The sequence below is a fragment of the Streptomyces sp. NPDC005435 genome (assembly GCF_040703155.1).
Taxonomy (GTDB): domain Bacteria; phylum Actinomycetota; class Actinomycetes; order Streptomycetales; family Streptomycetaceae; genus Streptomyces.
On the sequence record NZ_JBEXEQ010000015.1, the window covers coordinates 152,511 to 170,161 of the forward strand.

General features: G+C 72.2%; 15 protein-coding genes and 1 riboswitch. Of the genes, 4 read left to right on the forward strand and 11 right to left on the reverse strand.

Going from position 1 to position 17,651, the window contains the following annotated elements; genetic code table 11:
- The first annotated feature begins 64 nt into the window (after window positions 1–64).
- Window positions 65–1,861 (forward strand): AMP-dependent synthetase/ligase, encoded by a 1,797-nt coding sequence (locus AB0898_RS20820; RefSeq protein ID WP_366804420.1) that lies wholly within the window; start codon window positions 65–67, stop codon window positions 1,859–1,861.
- A gap of 61 nt (window positions 1,862–1,922) precedes the next feature.
- Here AB0898_RS20820 and AB0898_RS20825 read toward each other — a convergent pair whose 3' ends face one another.
- Window positions 1,923–3,065 carry a glycosyltransferase family 4 protein gene (locus AB0898_RS20825; protein ID WP_366804421.1) on the reverse strand — a complete coding sequence of 381 codons (1,143 nt, stop codon included), beginning with the start codon at window positions 3,063–3,065 and terminating at the stop codon, window positions 1,923–1,925.
- Between the two features lie 161 nt (window positions 3,066–3,226).
- Between AB0898_RS20825 and AB0898_RS20830 the strand changes: the two genes are divergently transcribed.
- The gene (locus tag AB0898_RS20830; RefSeq protein WP_366804422.1) at window positions 3,227–4,492 is read left to right on the forward strand and encodes a glycosyltransferase family 87 protein; all 1,266 of its coding nucleotides are present in this window, start codon (window positions 3,227–3,229) and stop codon (window positions 4,490–4,492) included.
- A gap of 6 nt (window positions 4,493–4,498) precedes the next feature.
- Here AB0898_RS20830 and AB0898_RS20835 read toward each other — a convergent pair whose 3' ends face one another.
- The 5 genes from AB0898_RS20835 to AB0898_RS20855 all read right to left on the reverse strand — a co-directional run bounded on the left by AB0898_RS20835 (window position 4,499) and on the right by AB0898_RS20855 (window position 9,833).
- Window positions 4,499–5,677: a hypothetical protein gene (locus AB0898_RS20835; RefSeq protein ID WP_366804423.1), complete on the reverse strand. Its 1,179-nt coding sequence runs from the start codon at window positions 5,675–5,677 to the stop codon at window positions 4,499–4,501.
- A 39-nt stretch (window positions 5,678–5,716) separates the two neighbouring features.
- Window positions 5,717–6,727, reverse strand: a complete 1,011-nt coding sequence (locus tag AB0898_RS20840) for an NlpC/P60 family protein (RefSeq protein WP_366804460.1) — start codon at window positions 6,725–6,727, stop codon at window positions 5,717–5,719.
- 215 nt (window positions 6,728–6,942) lie between these two features.
- On the reverse strand, window positions 6,943–7,983 hold the full coding sequence (locus tag AB0898_RS20845) for an NlpC/P60 family protein (protein ID WP_366804424.1): 1,041 nt from the start codon (window positions 7,981–7,983) through the stop codon (window positions 6,943–6,945).
- Between the two features lie 222 nt (window positions 7,984–8,205).
- Window positions 8,206–9,549: an NYN domain-containing protein gene (locus AB0898_RS20850; RefSeq protein WP_366804425.1), complete on the reverse strand. Its 1,344-nt coding sequence runs from the start codon at window positions 9,547–9,549 to the stop codon at window positions 8,206–8,208.
- Between the two features lie 44 nt (window positions 9,550–9,593).
- Complete coding sequence (locus AB0898_RS20855; protein ID WP_366804426.1) at window positions 9,594–9,833, reverse strand: hypothetical protein; 240 nt, start codon at window positions 9,831–9,833, stop codon at window positions 9,594–9,596.
- A 153-nt stretch (window positions 9,834–9,986) separates the two neighbouring features.
- On the opposite strand from AB0898_RS20855, the gene AB0898_RS20860 reads away from it, so the two are divergent.
- Window positions 9,987–10,730, forward strand: a complete 744-nt coding sequence (locus tag AB0898_RS20860; protein WP_366804427.1) for a rhomboid family intramembrane serine protease — start codon at window positions 9,987–9,989, stop codon at window positions 10,728–10,730.
- Complete coding sequence (locus tag AB0898_RS20865; protein WP_199583392.1) at window positions 10,727–11,008, forward strand: Lrp/AsnC family transcriptional regulator; 282 nt, start codon at window positions 10,727–10,729, stop codon at window positions 11,006–11,008. The genes AB0898_RS20860 and AB0898_RS20865 overlap by 4 nt, the downstream gene beginning before the upstream one ends.
- 180 nt (window positions 11,009–11,188) lie before the next feature.
- Here AB0898_RS20865 and AB0898_RS20870 read toward each other — a convergent pair whose 3' ends face one another.
- The 5 genes from AB0898_RS20870 to AB0898_RS20890 form a co-directional block, all read right to left on the reverse strand.
- Entirely contained in the window at window positions 11,189–12,529 is a 1,341-nt protein-coding gene (locus tag AB0898_RS20870; RefSeq protein ID WP_366804428.1) for an aminotransferase class V-fold PLP-dependent enzyme, read from the reverse strand.
- 147 nt (window positions 12,530–12,676) lie between these two features.
- Window positions 12,677–12,793, reverse strand: a riboswitch (SAM riboswitch).
- Between the two features lie 108 nt (window positions 12,794–12,901).
- The gene (gene trpD / locus AB0898_RS20875; protein WP_366804429.1) at window positions 12,902–13,966 is read right to left on the reverse strand and encodes an anthranilate phosphoribosyltransferase; all 1,065 of its coding nucleotides are present in this window, start codon (window positions 13,964–13,966) and stop codon (window positions 12,902–12,904) included.
- 135 nt (window positions 13,967–14,101) lie between these two features.
- A complete protein-coding gene (locus AB0898_RS20880; RefSeq protein ID WP_366804430.1) occupies window positions 14,102–15,739 on the reverse strand; it encodes a cytochrome bc complex cytochrome b subunit in 1,638 nt (545 codons plus the stop codon).
- Window positions 15,736–16,794, reverse strand: a complete 1,059-nt coding sequence (locus tag AB0898_RS20885) for a Rieske 2Fe-2S domain-containing protein (RefSeq protein ID WP_366804431.1) — start codon at window positions 16,792–16,794, stop codon at window positions 15,736–15,738. The genes AB0898_RS20880 and AB0898_RS20885 overlap by 4 nt, the downstream gene beginning before the upstream one ends.
- Window positions 16,791–17,603: a c-type cytochrome gene (locus AB0898_RS20890; protein ID WP_366804432.1), complete on the reverse strand. Its 813-nt coding sequence runs from the start codon at window positions 17,601–17,603 to the stop codon at window positions 16,791–16,793. Before AB0898_RS20890 ends, AB0898_RS20885 begins: the two co-directional genes overlap by 4 nt.
- Window positions 17,604–17,651 lie beyond the last annotated feature (48 nt).

Here is a 17,651-nt window from a genome sequence, read left to right on the forward strand (position 1 = left end):
CCGTGGACCGCACCGTCGCATCACACAGTGTCGTGGCGCCGGCGCCCTATGAGGAGCAGCAGTCTTGCGCGAGTTCAGCCTTCCGGCCATGTACGAGGTCCCCTCGGACGGCAACCTCACGGACATCGTCCGGAGAAACGCCGCGCAGCACCCGGACGTCGCCGTGATCGCCCGCAAGTCCGGTGGTGTCTGGCAGGACGTGAGCGCCCGTCAGTTCCTTGCCGAGGTGCACACCGCCGCCAAGGGCCTGATCGCCGCCGGGGTGCAGCCGGGCGACCGGGTGGGCCTGATGTCCCGTACCCGCTACGAGTGGACCCTGCTGGACTTCGCGATCTGGAGCGCGGGCGCGGTCACCGTGCCGGTCTACGAGACCAGCTCGCCGGAGCAGGTGCGCTGGATCCTCTCCGACTCGGGCGCGACCGCCGTCGTCGTCGAGCTGGACACGCACGCGGCCGCCGTGGAGTCGGTGCGCGAGGAGCTGCCCGCGCTCAAGCACGTGTGGCAGATCGAGGCCGACGGCGTCGCGGAGCTGGGGCGGCTCGGCGCGGACGTCTCGGACGAGACCGTGCAGGAGCGCAGCTCGCTGGCCAAGGCCGACGACCCGGCGACCATCGTCTACACCAGCGGCACCACCGGGCGCCCGAAGGGCTGTGTGCTCACCCACCGCAGCTTCTTCGCCGAGTGCGGCAACATCGTCGAGCGGCTGCGCCCGCTGTTCCGTACCGGCGAGTGCTCGGTGCTGCTGTTCCTCCCGCTCGCGCACGTCTTCGGCCGGCTGGTGCAGGTCGCGCCGATGATGGCGCCGATCAAGCTGGGCTGCGTCCCGGACATCAAGAACCTCACCGACGAGCTGGCCTCGTTCCGCCCGACGATGGTCCTGGGCGTCCCGCGTGTCTTCGAGAAGGTCTACAACTCCGCGCGCGCCAAGGCGCAGGCGGACGGCAAGGGCGCGATCTTCGACAAGGCCGCGGACACCGCGATCGCCTACAGCAAGGCGCTGGACACCCCGGCGGGCCCGTCGCTGAAGCTGAGGCTCAAGCACAAGGTCTTCGACAAGCTGGTCTACGGCAAGCTGCGCGCGGTGCTCGGCGGCCGGGGCGAGTACGCGATCTCGGGCGGCGCCCCGCTGGGCGAGCGGCTCGGCCACTTCTTCCGGGGCATCGGCTTCACGGTCCTGGAGGGCTACGGCCTGACCGAGTCCTGCGCGGCGACGGCGTTCAACCCGTGGGACCGGCAGAAGATCGGCACGGTGGGCCAGCCGCTGCCCGGCTCGGTCGTGCGGATAGCGGACGACGGCGAGGTGCTGCTGCACGGCGAGCACCTGTTCAAGGAGTACTGGAACAACCCGGCCGCGACGGAAGAGGCGCTGGCCGACGGCTGGTTCCACACCGGTGACATCGGCACCCTCGACGAGGACGGCTACCTCCGGATCACCGGCCGCAAGAAGGAGATCATCGTCACGGCGGGCGGCAAGAACGTCGCCCCGGCGGTGATAGAGGACCGCATCCGGGCGCACGCGCTGGTCGCGGAGTGCATGGTGGTGGGCGACGGGCGGCCGTTCGTGGGTGCGCTGATCACCATCGACGAGGAGTTCCTCGGCCGCTGGGCCGCCGAGCACGGCAAGCCCGCGGGCTCCACCGCCGCCTCCCTGCGCGACGACGCCGACCTGAACGCGGCGGTCCAGGCGGCGGTGGACGACGGCAACGCGGCCGTCTCCAAGGCCGAGTCGGTCCGCAAGTTCCGTATCCTGCCGGCCCAGTTCACCGAGGAGTCCGGCCACCTCACCCCGTCGCTGAAGCTGAAGCGGAACGTGGCGGCCAAGGACTTCGCGGACGAGATCGAGGCCATCTACGCCAAGTAGGCGGCCGCCCGCGCCAGGCGGTCCGCTGCCGCCAGGCAGGCCGCCGCCCCGCGGGCTCGCTCTACAGCAGGTCCCGCAGCCGCTGGGCCAGCAGGTCCCACCGCCACTTCTCCTCGACCCAGCCGCGCCCGCGCTCGCCCATCCGGCGGCGCAGCGCCTCGTCGGCGAGGAGGGCGGTGATCCGTTCGGCGGCCTCCTCCGGTTCGCCGCCCCGGACGACCCAGCCCGTCTCCCCGTCGAGCACGGCGTCGGGCGCCCCGCCCGAGTCCCCGGCGACGACCGGGAGCCCGGTGGCGGACGCCTCCAGGTAGACGATGCCGAGGCCCTCGACGTCCAGGCCGCCGCGCCGGGTGCGGCACGGCATGGCGAACACGTCTCCGGCGCCGTAGTGCGCGGGCAGCTCCGACCAGGGCACGGCGCCGGTGAAGCGCACGGCGCCCGAGACGCCCAACTCGCGGGTCATACGGCGCAGTTCACGCTCGTAGGGGCCACCGCCCACGATCAGCAGCACCGCGTCCGGCTCGGCGGCCAGGATGCGGGGCATGGCGCGGATCAGGGTGTCCTGGCCCTTCCTCGGCACCAGGCGGGAGACGCACACCACGACCGGCCGGTCGGTGAGCCCGAGCCGGGCGCGCACCTCGGCGCCGCCGGAGCCGGGGTGGAAGGTCTTCTCGTCCACCCCCGGCGGCAGCTGGACCATCCGCGCGGCCGCCTCGGGGCTGAGCGCGCCCGCGATCCGCGAGCGGGTGTACTCGCCGAGGTAGGTGACCGTGTCCGTGGCGTCCCCGATCCGGCGCAGCAGCTGCCGGGCGGCGGGCAGCTGGGCCCATCCCGCCTCGTGCCCGTGGGTGGTCGCCACCAGGCGCTCGGCACCGGCCCTGCGCAGCGCGGGCGCCATCAGCCCGAGCGGCGCCGCCGCCCCGAACCACACCGAGGTGCAGCCGTGCTCCCGCAGCAGCCCCACCGCCCGCCGGGTCGCCCCGGGGGTGGGCAGCAGCATGGTCGTACGGTCGCGTACGACGGTGAAGGGCTGCTCGGCGTCGAAGGCGGCGGTGGCCTCGGCGCCTTCCCGGCCGCGCTTCCAGGTGGAGGCGTAGACGACAATGCGTCCGGGGTCCAGGCGCAGCGCCATGTTGTGCAGGAACGCCTGGATGCCGCCGGGGCGGGGCGGGAAGTCGTTGGTCACGATCAGGGTCTTGTGCATCGCCGCCGACATTACCGGGCCGCCCGGACCCGTTCGCCCGGCCGGGTTCCGCCCGCGGCGGAGTCGGTGGCAGGGGCACAGCCGTAAAGGACATCATGAGTCTTCCGACGCGCGTCAGGCGCGCCATGCGCACGGCCCGCAACCGACCGGCAGGGGATCACGTGGACACCAAGGACGCCCCGCGCTTCCCGGCGGCACCGGCGCTCCTGTGGGCGGCGACCCGCGCCGTACTGCTGCTGTGCGTGTTCAAGGTGTACGTCGTCCCGGGCCCGGACATCACCTCGGACGTGTCGGTGATCTACCGGGGCTGGTACGAGGTCCTGCGTCAAGGAACGTTTCCCCTGGACGACGTGACCTGGCAGTACCCGCCCGCCGCCGCGCTCGCGATCCTCTCCCCCGCGCTGCTGCCCTTCCTGGACTACCCGGCCGCCTTCTACGTCCTGGCCTGCGCCGCCGACCTCGTGGTGCTCGGCCTGCTGTGGCGCACGGGCGGGCGGTCCGGGCGCTCCCGGCGGGGCCTGTGGGCCTGGACCGCGGGCGTCCCGCTGCTCGGCCCCACGGTCTACGCCCGCTACGACCTGATGGTGACCGCCGTCGCCGTCGCCGCGCTGCTCACGGCCGCCCGGCACCCCCGCGTCATGGGCGCCCTGACCGCCCTCGGCGCGATGGTGAAGGTGTGGCCGGCCCTGCTGCTCGCGGGCTCCTTCCGGCGCCGTACGTGGGGCGCGGCGGCGGTCACCGCGGCCGGGCTCGCGGCGCTGTTCGCGGTGTCGATGCCGGGCGCGTTCGCGTTCCTGACCTTCCAGCGGGACCGGGGCACGGAGGTGGAGTCGCTGGGTGCGCTGGTCTTCCATGTGGCCCGGCACTTCGGCTGGGAGGGCCAGGTGCTGCTGAACTACGGCTCGATCGAGTTCCTCGGGCCGTACGTGGACGTGGTGAGCACGGCCGCGCTGGTGCTGACCGGGGCCGCGTTCGGCTGGCTGGTGATCTGGCGGCTGTGCGTGACCCGCAAGGGGCCTGCGACGCTCGCGGAGGCCGCGTTCACGGCGGTGCTGCTGTTCACCGTCACCAGCCGGGTGATCAGCCCGCAGTACCTGGTGTGGCTGATCGGCCTGGCCGCCGTCTGTCTGACGTACCGTTCCTCCCGCATGGGGACGCCGGCCGTGCTGGTCCTCGCGGCCTCCCTGGTGACGCTCCTGGAGTTCCCGCTCGGCTTCATCCACGTGGTGACCAGCGACTGGTACGGCGTCACGCTGATGTTCGTCCGCAACGGGCTGCTGGTCGCCGCCGCCCTCTCGGCGGGCCGCCGGCTGTGGCGCTCGACCGTGCCCCCGGTGCCCACCACGCCGGCCCCGCAGCGGTCCGCACCGGCCGACGAGGCACCGGTCGGCGAAGCCCCGGCCGACGAGGCCCCCGTCGGCTCCTGAGCGGGCTCAGCCCAGCTGGTCACGCGTGTAGTCCCGCCACCGGGCGGTGAACTCGGCCGGGGTGGTGCCGAGCACCCCTTTCAGCGCGGCCTCGACCGCGCCCGCGCGCCGGCCGTGGGCGCCGACGGCGCGGTAGAAGGCGCGCAGCCGGGGCTCGCCCCAGTGGCCGGCGATCATCCGGCAGGCCAGCCAGCCCTCCTCGTAGGAGCGCGCGAGGCGGACGGGGTCGCTGGTGAAGCCGAAGTCCCGGTCGGCGGGGAGCGCGGCCGGGGTGTGTCCGTCGCGCACGGCGCGGGCGAGTTCGGGGGCGATCTCGGCGGGGGTGCGGCCGGTGCCGAGGTAGCCGGTCCAGTCGGCGCAGCCCTCGGAGAGCCACAGCGGGGTGGCGGCCGTGGTGGCGGCGCGGGTGGCGACATGGGTGGTCTCGTGGGTGAGCACGACCTGTTTGCCGAGGTCCCCGAGCGCCCCGTACGCCTCCGGGTTGACGATCACCCGGTCCGCCGGGGTGTCCCGGGCGCTGCCGGTCTCGGCGGTGGTGACGGCGGCGATCCCCCGGTACTCGGAGGCGGGCGAGCCCAGCAGCGCCGCCATGCCGTCCAGGGTGCGCGGTACGACGACCACGACCCGGCGCGCCCATCCGGTGCCCCAGGCCCCGGAGACGGCCGGTACGGCGCGGTCGGCGAGCCGGGCGTACCCGCGCAGCTCGGCGGCGCTCGCCCCGGTGCCCAGCACCAGGCTGTGGGTGCCCTGGACGGCGGTGACGGTGCCCTCGTCCCACAGCTGGCGTCCGGCGGAGCGGGCGGGGGCGTCGGCGGTGACGTACCAGCCGCCGTCGGCCGCGCGGCCGAGGGTGAGGGTGCGGCGGGCGACGGCGGGGGCGGTGTCGTAGCCCGCGATGCGGTAGCGCAGTTCGGCGTCGGCGGCGGCGCCCGTGCCGGTGCGGCGGACGGCGGTGACCCTGTACGTCCAGGAGGCGAGCGGCAGGGCGCGCAGCCGGGGGTAGGCGGCGGGGGCGCCGGTCGCGGCCCAGCCGTGCTCGTCGTGGCCGAGCAGGGCGGCGGCGCGGCGGTCCAGGAGGTGCTGCACCTGGGCCTTGGCGCTGTCGGCCGTGGGCGCGCCGCAGCCGGCGAGCGGCAGACAGAGCGCCGCCGCCACGACGCTCCACACCCGTGCCCGTCCGGCCATCGTCCGATCGTAGAGGGTGGGGAGCACCGGCCGGGCGGCTCAGGGCCTGGTCACCCAGGAGACGGGCATCATGCCGACCGGGTCGAAGCGGACGGCGGCGCCGGGGTGCGGGGCGTGGACGACCTGCCCGTGGCCGACGTACATCGCGACATGGCTGGCGTCGGCGCGGTAGAAGACGAGGTCGCCGGGGCGGGCCTCGGCGAGCGAGACGCGGCGGCCGGCGAAGCGCTGTTCCTGGGAGGTGCGCGGGAGCTGGATGCCGGCGTGGGCGTAGGCCCACTGCATGAGGCCGGAGCAGTCGAAGGAGGAGGGGCCGCTCGCGCCCCACACGTACGGGCGGCCGAGGGCGGAGCGGGCGGCGGCGAGCGCGGCGGCCGCGCGGGCGTCGGGGGCGCCCGTGCCGAGCAGGGCGTCCAGGCCGGGGCGGTCGGAGCGGCCCGCGCGGTCGTAGGCGGCGCGCTCGGCGGCGGGCAGGGAGTCGAACAGGCGCCGGGCGGCGGCGAGTTTGGCGCGTACGGCGCGCTTGTGCCGGGCGACGGCCGCGCGGCCGCGTTCGAGATCGGCGAGTTTCCCGGCGGCCTCGGCGCGCTCCTGGGCGACCTCGCGCAGCCGGGTCCGCAGCTCGCGGAGCTGTCCGGCCTGCCGGGTGCCGACGCGGTCGAGGACGGAGGCCTGGTCGAGGTAGTGCTCGGGGCGGGCGGAGAGGAACAGGGCGACGGACGGGTCGAGGCCGCCGGAGCGGTACTCGGCCCCGGCGAGCGAACCGAGCTGCTCGCGCAGGTCGTTGACCTTCTGCTGGTCGCGTGCGAGGCGGTCCTGGGCGCGGTGGACCTCGCGGCGCAGGGTGCCGGCGCGTTCGTCGGCCCGGTCGTAGGCCTCGGTGGCCCGCTCGGCCTCGGCGTAGAGCCGGTCCAGTTCGGCCCGGGGGTTCGGGTGCGGGCTCGCGTGGGCCGGTACGGCGCCGAGCGCGGCGGCCGCGGCCGACAGCACGCACAGGGCGGCGGTGCCCCGGTCGCATCCGGTGGTGGCGAGGCGGCGATGGGCCCCCACGGCAGTCCTTCCGCTGGCGGACATGACCGCTCCCCCGGCACCGGGGACGGGGAGACCCAGGCCGCCGGGGAAACGCGCCAGACCATAACCGCAAGGCAGGGCGGCGGCCAAAGACCCTCGTGGACACGCACGGTGACGCCCCGCCACCGACGCAGGTCAGGGGCGGGGCGCGGGGTCGCCGGGCGGTGGTGCGATTCGCCCGTTCGGAGGGCTCGTCAGACGCGGACGCCGAACATGAACGGGCCGCCGATGGTGCTCATCGACTCGTAGCGGACGACCGTGCCGGTGCGCGGGGCGTGCAGGATCTGGCCGTTGCCCGCGTAGAGGCCGACGTGGTGGATGTCGTTGAAGAAGAAGACCAGGTCGCCGACCTGGAGGTCGTTCACCGAGGTGATGCGGGTGCCGATGTTGGCCTGCTGCTCGGAGGTGCGCGGGATGGTGACGCCGGCCTGGGCGTAGGCCCACGAGGTCAGACCCGAGCAGTCGAAGGAGGAGGGGCCGGTGGCACCGTAGACGTACGGCTTGCCGATCTGGCTCTGGGCGGCGGAGAACGCGGCGCCCGCGAAGCCGGAGCCCTTGACGTTGCCGCCCAGCTGGACGCGCTCGGCGGAGGAGCGGTCGGCGCGCGCCTGCTTGTCGGCGAGCTCCTGCTTCTCCTTGGCGGTCAGGGTGTTGAGCAGCTTCTGCGCCTCGGCGAGCTTGCCCTGCACTTCCTGCTTCTTCTTGCCCAGCTCGGTGCGGGTGGAGGCGAGGTCCTTGAGCTTCTCGGTGGCCTCGGCGCGCTCCTGGGCCAGTTCGCGCTGCTTGTCCTGGATCTTCTTCAGACCCTCGACCTGCTGGGCGCTCAACTGGTCCATCGTGGACGCCTTGTCGAGGTAGTCGTCCGGGTCCGAGGAGAGGAAGAGCTGCACGGAGGGGTCGAGGCCGCCCGAGCGGTACTGGGCGGTGGCCATCGAACCCAGGCCGTCGCGCAGCTTGTTGAGGTCCTGCTGACCGCGCGCGACGTTGTCCTGGATGGTGGAGATCTCCTTCTGGAGCTTCTCCTGCTTCTCCTTGGCACCGTTGTACTTCTCGGTGGCCTGCTCGGCCTGCTCGTAGAGCTTGTCGACCTTCGCCTTGACCTCGCTCTTGCCGAGCTTCTCGGTCGGGGCCGCGTTGGCCGCGTTCGCGCTCAGCGCGACAGCGGCGGCGGCCGCTGCGGTCAGCACGGTGACACGCGTGCGGTTCGGCTGCTTGGGTCGACGGTGGGACGCCACGGAGTTGGAACTCCTTCTTGTGAGTGATCACCCGCTAGGAGGTTCGAGCCCTGACCCTAGTGACCTCGCCGTGATCAGTTCAAATCCTCACAGCAAAAAATCCAAACCCACCATGCATTTTTTGCACTCAACTCACAAGAAGTGACGCAGGATTGACCCAACGTCGTTCATCTTTGCCCTCAATTCGGGCAATGTGTACGTCCGTTGCCCTTAAGGCGCCCTTCAGGACAGTCGCTTGAGAAGTACCGCAGAGGCCACGGGACGGGCACCGGAACGCGCGACTCCGTCGGCGACCTCCCGGTCCGTGGACGCGACGATCACCGGCCGGCCCGGCGGCTCGGCCCGCACCAGCTGACGGATCAGCTCGTCGGCGGTGACCCCCGGCTTGGAGAACAGCACCCGGACCCCGCGCGGCGGCGCGAGCAGCACCGGCGCGGCCAGTTCGGCGCCGTCGAAGACACAGGTGACCTCGGCGCCGGTCTGCGCGGCGAGCGCGGAGAGCTGGCCGAGGAGCCTGAGCCGCTGCTTCTCCAGGGGCATCTGGGGATAGCCGGTCTTGGTGACGTTGTAGCCGTCGACGACCAGATGCGCCTGCGGCAGCGCGAGCAACTGGTCGAGGATCGCCGGGTCGTGCTCGGACAGGGCGCGGGCCGCGATGTCCTTCGGGGTCATACGCCCCGGCTCCACCGCGTCCACGGTCTCGGCCGGGCGCACGGAGACCGGCGGCAGCGCCAGCTCCCGGCGCAGCCCCTGCGCCGACTCCAGCACGGTGTCCAGCAGCAGCCGTACCCGCATGTCCTCGACGCTGCGGCCCTCGCGGGCGGCCCGGCGGGTGGCCTCCAGGGCCGCCTCCGCCTCGCCGAGCCGGGCCTTCAGCCGCCGGGACTCGCTCTCGGCCGCCGACACCTGGGCCTGCGCCTCGGCGCGCGCCGTGTCCATCTCGGTCCGCGCCTTGCGCAGCGCGGCCTCCCCGCGCTTGACGTCGCTGAGCGCCGAACGCAGCTTGCGGTGCAGCGACTCGGACTCCTTGCGGGCCGAGTCCAGCTCGGTGCGCAGCCGTTCGGTCTCGGTGCGGGTGTGCTCGCGGGCGTGCGCCAACTCCTCGCGCAGCCGCTCCAGTTCGGCCCGGCTCTCCTCGTCGGCCCGCTCCGCGTCGGCGCGCTGGGCCTCCTCGCCGGCCGCCGTGACCAGCTTGACCCAGCCCGCCGGGCGCAGCACATAGGCCGCGGCCGCCACGTCGAGCGGGTCCGCGGCCGGGGGCGGCGAGCCGGAGTCCAGGGCGCCGGACAGCTCCGGCTGGGTCTCTCTGTACCGCTCCCCGACCCGCTGGCGGAACAGCCGGTCCGTCTCCAGGGCGGCGGCCATCGCGTTGCCGGCGAACTTGGCCCGGCGGTTGGGCGCGAAGCGGGCGTACTGCCGCAGCTGGGCGGGCAGTTCGGCCAGGGTCAGCGAGCCGAAGGCGTCCGAGACGATCTGCACGACCCGCCGGCGCACGCCGTCGGGCAGCGGACGGTCAAGCACCTCGGCGGTGCCGTCGTCCGGCCCCCCGCCCCCGGTCTCCACCATCCGTCACACCCCAATGCCTCTACTGTCTTCGCGGGCCGCTCCGCTCAGGAGCCGGCGCCCGGCCTGTCCACGAGTTCCACCTGGTCCACCGCGTTGCACCAGCGGCAGCGGACCGACTCGATGGTCTCACTGACCACCTCGCGCTCCTCGACGGTGGGTTCCCCGGCCAGGTCGAGATGGACGTACTCGACGACCTTGGAGGAGCGGGTCACGTCGAACCGGGTGAGGTTGCCGCAGAGGGTGCAGCGCCATCGCGTCGTGGCGGTCGGCGGGGGAACCGTCATCGTGGCTGTTCGCTTCCTTCTCGGGTCCGTGCGCGCCGTGCACCGACGCGTGTGGCTCGTAACCCTACGGCCTGCGGGGCATCCGTCGCCCGTCCGTCCACGGCGGCGAGGCGGTGTGTACCGGTGCGTCCGGTTACGTCATGCTCTGTATTCATGATCAGAGAGTGGAGTGCGGGTGCGGGGCGGACCTTCCGAGCGGTCCGGAGTTCCCCGGCCCCGATGACGTACGGCCTCATCGCCCTGTGCTGTCTGCTCTTCGCCCTGGGCCCGGCCTCGGGTCTCACCCGGGCGTACGGCACGGGGGAGGCGCTGCCGGCCGCGCAGCGGGCGTACTTCCGGCACTGGGGGGTGATCCCGGCCGAGCTGTTCGCCGGGCCGGTGCGGGAGGTGCTGACGCCGGCCACGGCGCTGTTCGTGCACGGGAGCTGGGTGCATCTGCTCGGCAACATGCTCTTCCTCCTCGTCTTCGGGGTGATGACCGAGGAGCGGATGGGCCGGGTCGAGTTCACGCTGTTCTACCTCGGCTGCGGCTATCTCGCCCTGCTGGGCTACGCGCTCGCCAACGCGACCTCCGAACAGTCCCTGGTCGGCGCCTCCGGGGCGATCTCGGCGGTGCTCGGCGCCTTCCTACACCTCTTCCCGCGCGCCCGTGTCACCAGTCTGCTCCCCTTTCTCTTCTTCCTCCCCCTGCGCTTCCCGGCCTGGGTGGTCCTCCCCTTCTGGGCCGCCCTCCAGTGGTTCGCGGCCTCCCGCGCCCCCGAGGGACCCGGGGTGGCCTACCTCGCCCACGTGGTCGGCTTCTGCCTGGGGTTCGGCTACGCGTGGGTGCGGTACGGGCGGCGGGCTAGAGTGAAGGCCGTTCCGGCCCCGGCGCCCGAGGGAGAAAAGCAGCCGTGATCACCGCAATCGTCCTGATCAAGACCAGCGTGGACCGGATTCCGGAGATCGCCGAGCAGATCGCCGCGCTGGACAGCGTGAGCGAGGTCTTCTCCGTCACCGGCACCTACGACCTCATCGCCATGGTCCGCGTCGCCCGCCACGAGGACCTCGCCGAGGTCATCCCCGGCCGCATCAGCAAGATCCCCGGCGTCGAGGGCACCGACACCCACGTCGCCTTCCGCACGTACTCCCAGCACGACCTGGAGGCGGCGTTCGCGATCGGCCTCGACAACTAGAGCCTCCGGCGGTTCGACGGTCCACCTCCGGCGGCGCGCCCTCGCGGCCGGCCGCACTCCGCGCCGGATGCCCGGCGGCCGGTCCGTGGCAGCCGCCCGCGCCGCCGGGACGGCGCGAGGAGGCGGCAGCCTCGCCGGTCGGACTTCTCACCCCGCCGGCCGGACCCGGAAGGACGCCCGTCAGGACTCCGGGACGCACTGCCCGTTCTCCGTGCGGTAGCGCCACTTCGCGCCGTGCTCGACCAGTTCGCGCAGGGCCGCCACGAAGCGGTCGACGTGTTCCTCCGGGGTGCCCGCGCCGAAGCTGACGCGGACCGCGTTCAGGGGGGCGTCCGGGGTGCCGCAGTCGGCGTCGGTGTCGGGGGTGCCGTCGAGGAGGGTGCGCAGGAGGGGGTGGGCGCAGAAGAGGCCGTCGCGGACGCCGATGCCGTACTCGGCGGAGAGCGCGGCGGCCAGGCGGGAGCCGTTCCAGCCGGCCACCACGAAGGACAGCACGCCGACGCGCGGGGCGTCGTCCCCGAAGAGGGAGAGGACGCGCACGCCGGGCACCTCCGCGAGACCCTCGCGCACCCGGCGGATCAGCACCGCCTCCCGCTCGGCCAGACGGTCGAGCCCCGCCTCCTCCAGCGCCGCGCAGGCGGAGGCGATGGCGTAGGCGCCGATGACGTTCGGGGAGCCCGCCTCGTGCCGGGCGGCGCCCTCGTGCCACTCCACCTCGACGCGGCCGTCCGCACCCCGTACGACCCGGCGGCTCGCCCCGCCGCCCGCGAGGTACGGCTCGGCGGCCGTGAGCCAGTCGGCGCGCCCGGCGAGCACACCCGAGCCGAAGGGCGCGTACAGCTTGTGCCCGGAGAAGGCCACCCAGTCCACGTCCAGCTCGCGCACGCTCACCGGGTGGTGCGGGGCCAGCTGGGCCGCGTCCAGGACGATCCGGGCGCCGTGCGCGTGCGCGGCCGCCGCCAGCTCGCGCACCGGCCACAGCTCCCCGGTGACATTGGAGGCCCCGGTGACGCACACCAGTGCCGGAGCGGCGGTGTCCCGCGCGGCGAGGGCCCGCTCCAGCGTGGCCACGGCCGCCCTGGGGCTGCGGGGCGCGGCGAGGACGGTGACCCGGTCCTGCGGCCAGGGCAGCAGCGCCGCGTGGTGCTCGGTCTCGAAGACGAACACCTCGCACCCGGCGGGCAGCGCCCGGGCCAGCAGGTTCAGCGAGTCGGTGGTGGAGCGGGTGAACACCACCTGGTCGTCGGCCCGGCAGTCCAGGAACCGGGCGACCGTGCGGCGGGCGTTCTCGAACAGCTCCGTGGAGAGCCGGGACAGCTGCCCGGCGCCCCGGTGGACGCTGCCGTAGTACGGCGCGTAGGCGGCCACGTCGTCCCAGACGCGCCGGAGGGCGGGGGCACTGGCCGCGTAGTCCAGCGCGGCGTACTCCACCTCGCCGCCGGTGACGAGCGGGACGGTGACCCCGGACCCGAGGACGGGCAGCGGGGCGAGGACGGCGGGGGCAGCGGTGAGCACGGACATGAGGGGTCAACTCCCGTGAGAAAGCCCGGAGTCGGCGCGCGGGTACGACAAGGCCCGGCACGCGGCGAACTCGGGAAGAGAAGAAGGGGCGTGCGGAGGCGGGGCTCTGCGGCCCTAACGCATTCGCTTGCTCAAGGAAGGCTCCCTCGACCGCGCTTGCCGTAGACCTCGCTGCCTACGGCCTGGTCCTCACCCGGGGCACCCCGCCACGGACGGAGGGTTGCCGGACAGCCGGCCGGGGCCTGTTGGCTGTCACTCGTGACCTGATCAAAAAGCTAGCGGGGGCCCGGCGGTTCGCGCAACCGGCGTCCGGATCGCGGGACGCCGGCCGCGCGGGCACCGCCGGAACCTCAGCGGCTCGTCACCGCCGCCTCAGCGGTTCGTCGCCGCCACCCACCGCTCCAGCGTCCGCCGGGCCGCCCCGGAGTCGATGGACTCCGCCGCCCGTGCCATGCCCTCGCGCAGCTGGTCCGCCAGGGGCGCCCCGGTCGGGTCCAGGGCCACCAGCGCGGCCGCGGAGTTCAGCAGCACCGCGTCCCGTACGGGGCCCGTCTCGCCGTCCAGGAGCCTGCGGGCGACCTCCGCGTTGTACGCCGGGTCGCCGCCGCGCAGGGCGTCCACCGGGACCAGCTCGATGCCGACGTCACGCGGGTCGAAGACCTCCTCGGTGACCTTGCCGTCGCGCACGATCCACACCCGCGAGGGCGAGGTCGTCGTCAGCTCGTCGAGCCCGTCCTCGCCCCGGAAGACCAGGGAGGAGTTGCCCCGCTCGGCGAAGACGCCCGCCACGATGGGCGCCATGGCGAGGTTGGCGACCCCGACCGCCTGCGACCGCACCCGCGCCGGGTTGGTCAGCGGGCCGATGACGTTGAAGACCGTACGGATGCCGAGCTGGCCGCGCGCGGCGCCCACGTGCCGCAGCGCCGGGTGGAACTTGATCGCGAAGCAGAAGGTGATCCCCGCCTCCTCCGCGACCTCGGCCACCCGCTTCGGGGTCAGCTCCAGGTTGACGCCGAGCTTCTCCAGCACGTCGGAGGAGCCGGAGGCGGAGGACGCGGCGCGGTTGCCGTGCTTGATGACCTTGGCGCCGGTGCCCGCGACCACGATCGAGGACATCGTGGAGATGTTCACGGTCTTGGCGCCGTCGCCGCCGGTGCCGACGATGTCGACGGTCCGGCCCGGCACCTCGATGGTGTTCGCGTGGTCGTACATCGCCCGGACGATGCCGGTGATCTCCTGGACCGTCTCGCCCTTGGCGCGCAGCGCGACCAGGAACCCGGCGATCTGGGCGTCGGTCGCCTCGCCGCGCAGGAGCCGGTCCATCGCCCAGGCGGTCGCGTCGGCGCTCTGGTCCTCGCCCTCCAGCAGGGAGTTCAGTACGACGGGCCAGGAACGGCCCGCCGCGGTGTCGCCTCCAGCGGGGGTCACAGCGCTCATCAGCCGCTCCTGGTGTGAAAAGTCCTCGTACGGGGGGCACGCGGGTGCCCACCCCCACCCTATCCAGCCCGAACAGGGCGAAGGGCCCCGCCCGGAATCCGGAGGGGGCCCTTCGTGCGTGTGGCGACGCGGGGATCAGTGGTGGCCGTGGCCGCTCGTGATCTCCTTGTACTCCTCGACGGTCGGCTTGGGGATCTGGTTGTCCTCGCCGTAGTAGGCGTTGGACAGCTTGACGCGCAGTCGCTGCGACGCCGTCACCTTGCGCTCGACACCGTTCTCGTCCACCGTCGCGCCGATCTCGGCCGGCTCGTACTGGTGGTGCGCCGTCAGGGTGTGCAGCTGCTCCTGGCTGAGCGGCTCGTGCACCTCGATGAACTCACCGTGCGGCAGGCGCTTGATGATGCCGGTCTCGCGGCCGTGCAGCACCTTGTCCTTGTCGCGGCGCTGGAGGCCGAGGCAGATCCGCTTGGTGATGATGAACGCGACCACCGGGCCCGCGAAGAAGCCGATGCGGACGAACCAGGTCACGGCGTTGATCGACAGGTGGAAGTGGGTGGCCCACAGGTCGTTGCCACCGCCGACGAGACCGATCATGTAGACCGTGATCCAGGCGACACCGAACGCGGTACGCGTCGGGGCGTTGCGCGGGCGGTCCAGGATGTGGTGCTCGCTCTTGTCGCCGGTGACCCAGGACTCGATGAACGGGTAGACCGCGATGGCCATCAGCACGACACCGAAGAGCACCAGCGGGATGAAGACGCCCAGGACCAGCGTGTGGCCCCAGAAGTTGATCTCCCAGCCCGGCATGTAGCGGACCAGACCCTCGGCGAAGCCCATGTACCAGTCGGGCTGGGCGCCGGTGGACACCTGGTCGGGCCGGTAGGGGCCCATCGCCCAGATGGGGTTGATCTGCGCGATGGCCGCGATGACGGCGATGACACCGAAGACCAGGAAGAAGAAGCCTCCGGCCTTGGCCATGTACACCGGCAGCAGCGGCATGCCGACGACGTTGGTCTCCTTCTTCCCCGGACCCGCGAACTGCGTGTGCTTGTGGTAGAAGACCAGGATCAGGTGAGCCACCATCAGCCCGAGCATGATGCCCGGCAGCAGCAGGATGTGGATCGAGTAGAACCGCGCCACGAAGTCGTGGCCCGGGAACTCGCCGCCGAAGAGGAAGAACGAGATGTACGTGCCGACGATCGGCATGGACAGGATCGCGCCCTCGGTGAAGCGCACACCGGTGCCGGAGAGCAGGTCGTCCGGGAGCGAGTAACCGGTGAAACCGGTGAACATGCCGAGGACGAACAGCAGGAAGCCGAACAGCCAGTTGACCTCACGCGGCTTGCGGAACGCGCCGGTGAAGAACACGCGCATCATGTGCACGAACATGCCCGCGAGGAAGATCAGCGCGGCCCAGTGGTGGATCTGCCGGATGAGCAGACCACCGCGCACGTCGAAGGAGATGTGCAGCGTGGAGCTGAACGCCTCCGACATGAGCTGTCCCTGGAGCGGGACGTAACTGCCGTGGTACTCCACCTCGTTCATCGACGGGTGGAAGAACAGCGTCAGATACACACCCGTGAGGATGATGATCAGGAAGCTGTACATGCACACTTCGCCGAGCATGAACGACCAGTGGTCCGGGAAGACCTTGCGCATGTTGGCCTTGGCCAGGGAGAAGATCCCCAGCCGGCCGTCCGCCCAGTCGGCGATGCGCTCGCCGGCCGGAGCCTTCCCGCCGGGGCGGGAAGCGTCGTTGTTCGCAGTACTCATCCGCGCTCCCAGAATGCAGGACCGACGGGCTCCGCGAAGTCGCCGAGCGCTTCGAGGTAACCCTCGTCGTTCACGCCGATGTGCAGCTGGGGCAGGGCGTGACCGGCGGGACCGAAGATCACCCGGGCGCCGTCGGAGAGGTCGAAGGTGGACTGGTGGCACGGGCAGAGCACGTGGTGCGTCTGCTGCTCGTACAGGGAGATCGGGCAGCCGACGTGGGTGCAGATCTTGGAGAAGGCGACGATGCCTTCGTGCGACCACGCCAGTTCCTGCTTGTCCTTGATGTTCTCCGGCTGGAGCCGGACGATCATCAGGGCCGCCTTGGCGATCTGGTTCTGGAAGTCCTCGTCGGTCTCCTCCAGGCCCTCGGGCTTGGCGAAGGTCAGCGAGCCCACGGCCACGTCCTCGGGACGCAGCGGCTCGTTGGTGTTCACGTTGACGAGGAGCTTGCCCTTCGCCCACAGCGTGTGGCGGAGCGACTTGTGGGGCAGCGGGCCGAGGTCGCGCAGCAGCATGACACCGGAGAGCGGCACCAGGGCCAGCGCGCCGAACATGGTGTTGCGGATCAGCTTGCGACGGCCGATCCCCGACTCTGCGGCTCCCTGACGGAAGTCGTCGAAGACCTGGGCGCGGACCGTGGGCTCCGCCGCGATCGGGTGACGCTCGGCCACCATCTCGACGTCGGACATCAGGGTGCGCGCCCAGTGGACGGCACCCGCGCCGATGCAGAACAGCGCCGTACCGAGGGTCAGACCCAGCGCGAAGTTCAGCGCGCTGATGTGCCCGATCGGGAAGACGAAGATCGCCTTGTCACGCGGGATGGTGACGTACGAGGCGATGAAGCCGAGGGTCGCCAGCATCGAGATCGTGAACAGCAGGGCGACCGCGCGCTCGGACCGGTCGGCGGCCCGCTCGTCGATGTCCTGGATCCGGTGCTCGTGGGGCGGCAGCCCCGGGTCGGCGAACGGGTTCTTCTCGTCCGCGACGCTTACCGCGCCGTGCGCGTGGTCCTGCTCAGCGGGCAGGTTCTCTTCAGAATTGTCTTGGCTACTCATGACTTCTTGGCCTTTGCGGTCCGAGCGGCGACCCAGACGGCTACCGCGATCAGCGCGCCGAGGCCGAAGATCCAGGCGAACAGACCCTCACTGACCGGCCCGAGGCCGCCCAGCTCCAGACCGCCCGGGTTCTCGGTCTCGCTGCCGTTGACCGCGTGCAGGTACGCGATGATGTCCTTCTTGTTCTTCTCCGTCATCGTGGTGTCGGGGAAGGACGGCATGTTCTGCGGGCCGGTCTGCATGGCCTCGTAGATGTGCTTGGGGTCGACGCCCTCAAGGCTGGGCGCGTACTTGCCCTTGGTGAGGGCACCACCCTTGCCGGTGAAGTTGTGGCACTGCGCGCAGTTGGTGCGGAACAGCTCGCCGCCGGCGGCGATGTCCGCGCCTTCCGGGCCGTACTGCTCCTTCGTGGGCACGCTCGGGCCGGCGCCCAGCGACGCGACGTACGCGGCGAGCTGGTCGATCTGGGCCTGGGTGTAGATGGTCTTCTTGCGCGGGAGCTGAGCCATCTGGGAGGTCGAGGCCGGCATACGGCCGGTGCCGACCTGGAAGTCGACCGCGGCGGCGCCGACGCCGACCAGGCTGGGCCCGTCGGAGGAGCCCTGGCCACCGGTGCCGTGGCAGCTGGCGCAGCCGACCTCGTAGAGCTTCTTGCCCTCCTTGATGGTCAGGGACTGGGAGGTTTCATCGGCCTGGGCCTTGCTCGCGGGTGCGAACGCGGCGTACAGCCCCCCAGTTGCCGCCAGCGCGAGGAGTAGGACGACGACCGCCGCCAGCGGATGGCGTCGTCGTGAGGAGAGCTTTTTCACGGATTACCCCGGTGTCAGGATCTTCTGCGTCGGTGCTTCTGGATGTGC